The sequence below is a fragment of the Nitrosophilus sp. genome (assembly GCF_982775275.1).
In genome coordinates this window covers 1-2,696 of sequence record NZ_CEXZHP010000132.1, presented here as the reverse complement: position 1 = coordinate 2,696, position 2,696 = coordinate 1, and the positions used below count along the sequence as shown (strand labels likewise).

General features: G+C 36.4%; 3 protein-coding genes. All 3 read left to right on the top strand.

Features of this window, described 5'->3' with window-relative positions:
• The first annotated feature begins 183 nt into the window (after positions 1-183).
• The 3 genes from AC30RD_RS06730 to AC30RD_RS06720 all read left to right on the top strand — a co-directional run bounded on the left by AC30RD_RS06730 (position 184) and on the right by AC30RD_RS06720 (position 2,640).
• Complete coding sequence (locus AC30RD_RS06730) at positions 184-825, top strand: hypothetical protein (protein ID WP_489493624.1); 642 nt, start codon at positions 184-186, stop codon at positions 823-825.
• 146 nt (positions 826-971) lie between these two features.
• Positions 972-1,655 carry a hypothetical protein gene (locus AC30RD_RS06725; RefSeq protein ID WP_489493622.1) on the top strand — a complete coding sequence of 228 codons (684 nt, stop codon included), beginning with the start codon at positions 972-974 and terminating at the stop codon, positions 1,653-1,655.
• 13 nt (positions 1,656-1,668) lie between these two features.
• Positions 1,669-2,640 carry an ABC transporter permease gene (locus AC30RD_RS06720; RefSeq protein ID WP_489493629.1) on the top strand — a complete coding sequence of 324 codons (972 nt, stop codon included), beginning with the start codon at positions 1,669-1,671 and terminating at the stop codon, positions 2,638-2,640.
• Positions 2,641-2,696 lie beyond the last annotated feature (56 nt).

Genomic DNA, 2,696 nt, shown 5'->3' with positions numbered 1-2,696 from the left:
ATCGGAAACACTACTTTAAAACTTGGTAGACAATATCTAAATACTCCGCTTGCATTCAGCGAAGGTTGGAACGTTTTCAAAAACAGCTTTGAGGCAGCTGTTTTAGTAAACAAAGACCTTCCGGACACAACTGTTGTTCTTGCTATGGTTAACAAAGCAAACGGGAATGGTTTAGGTGCAGAGATGAGCACTTTTAGTGCGATTAATGCGGACGCGCTAGATGCAGATGGATCTGTTTATGCATTGGGTATCATTAATAATAGCATAGAAAACTTAAATCTTGATATTTGGGGATACAATCTTACAAGTACAGCGACTGCAGTTTGGGCGGATGCAAGTTATAAACTTGATGCAGGTGAACTTCCGGTTACTATAGCGTTACAAGGTGCAAATATTGACCCTGACGCAACTGGAACTGATGATACAAGTATGTTTGGCGCAAAAATAGGAACTACTATAGAAGGTTGGAAAGCAAGTGTTGCATATAATGATGTAAGTGATGGAACTTTAAGTGTTCAAAATGTAGGAACTGGAGTAAAAACTAAACTTTTTGTTCAACAAATACTAAATCAAGGTTCAATTGCATTGGACGCTGAAACTACTCAACTAAAAGTCGTAACTCCATCGTTTAACGGAGTTAAATTAATCGCTCAATACGCGATGACAGATGATACTTCAGCAGCTGAAAATGATCTTGATGAATTAGATCTAATATTGAAAACAAAAGTTCTTGGAACAAATCTATTGCTTGCTTATGTTAATAGAGATTATGATAAATCAAACGACAGCGATCTTGTAAGGGTTGTTGCAAGATATAAATTCTAATCTTGTGTAAAAGTTAAAATAGTTTAGTAGTTGAGTGGATCATCCACTCAACTGCTATCTTTATCTCACTTTTTTCTCACATCTATTTACTCCACTTTTATAAACAATATGATAAAATCTCAAAAATTTTACTTCAAAGGATAGTTATGTTTAAAAAAGTTGTATTGTCTATAGGGTTTGTGGCACTTTTGTCTGCTGCTCAGATAGTAGTGCTGCCAAACGGAAAAACCGCCATCATAAAGCCGGACGGCACTTGGGAAGAGGTGACTTTGGCAAAGATGGGGGATAAAACCATAGCATTGAAAAAAGATGGAACTTGGGTAGAAGTTACCGGACAGCTAAAAACACTAAAACCCGCCGCTCAAAGCGAAACAATAGGGGTTGAAGGGGGAAATACCCAGTTTGTAAAACCGCAAAAAAATGAACTTCCGCAATTTGCAAAATCTCTCATAGGCCACTGGTCCACAGATGATGGATCTTTGCAGTATATTTTTAACGAAGATTATACTATGAGCGTTATAAAAGATGGAAATAGAGAGGATATGGATTTTACAGTTGCCGGGTATGACCCTCAAAAAAGGATCATTCGCATAGGTCTTGGCAAAAGATTTAAGATCGGTCCGGCTTCTTTTGGGGGGATGATAATAAAACTAAGACTCTCAGAAGACGGCACAAAGCTTTATGATCTAACAAACTCTGTTGAAGAGATGAAAGAGATTAAACTAAAAAAGATAGATAAAACCTCAAACTCTTCAAAAATCGAAGAAAAAAATGAGAGTGAAGGTTTTTTTTCAAAAATGAAAAAAAAGGTTAAAAGCTGGGTTGAGTAGTCTATAAAGGAATATTTTGAAAAAAATAGTTCTCAAAAAGTTTTTATATATATTTTTGATGCTTTTTATTATATCTATCATATCCTTTTTGGCTATTCATATGGCTCCCAACAGCTTTTTTAGCGCCGGGGAGCTAAATCCAAACATTACAAAAGAGTCCTTGGAGCATCTAAAAAAGATATATGGACTTGATAAGCCTCTTTGGGAGCAGTATCTCTCATGGGTTATATCGATGATGCGCTTTGATTTTGGTGTATCTTTTGCCAGCGGAAAAAGCGTAACTTCGGAGATCTTAGATAGGATCGGCATAACCCTTGGGATAAATCTAACTTCAATGGTTATACTCTTTTTACTCTCTTTATATATGGGGATAAGGTCGGCTATAAAGCAAGATAGCTTTTTTGATAGAGCTATAAAGCAGTTTTCTTTGGTTAGCTTTTCTATGCCCTCATTTTATCTTGCATTGCTGCTTATTATAATATTTTCTGTTGAATTAAAGCTTTTTCCCATAGGAGGTTTGCACTCTTTGGAGCCAAAAGAGGGATTGTTTTATTTTTTGGATCTTGTTTGGCATCTGGTTCTTCCTATATTTGTGATTATATTTGTTGGTTTTGGATCTTTTGCGATGTATATAAGATCTTTGACTCTTGAGATATTAAAAAGCGACTATATATTTTTCGCTAAGGCAAGAGGCGCGGATGAAAAAACGATAATCAAAAAATTTATCCTACCAAATCTCTCTCCGCCGCTTATTACGATACTTGGACTCTCTTTGCCTGGTCTTATAGGAGGCAGCGTGATACTCGAATCCATCTTTTCAATCAACGGAATGGGACTGCTTTTTTATCAAGCAGCTCTTGCGAGAGATTATCCCGTGATTATGGGGATACTTATAATTACGGCGTTTTTGACGCTTCTTGGAAACGTCTTAGCCGATATTATATTGTTAAAACTCAATCCTTTCTTTAAAAGGGGAGTTGGGTGATTAATAGTGAAAGAGTGAGAAAGTGAAAAAGTGAGAAAGTTAGAAAGTGAGCGAGG

Excerpts from the sequence above, each read along its gene's own strand:
- AC30RD_RS06730 (WP_489493624.1), top strand. The coding sequence starts at position 184 with ATGAGCACTTTTAGTGCGATTAATGCGGACGCGCTAGATGCAGATGGA.
- AC30RD_RS06725 (WP_489493622.1), top strand. The coding sequence starts at position 972 with ATGTTTAAAAAAGTTGTATTGTCTATAGGGTTTGTGGCACTTTTGTCT.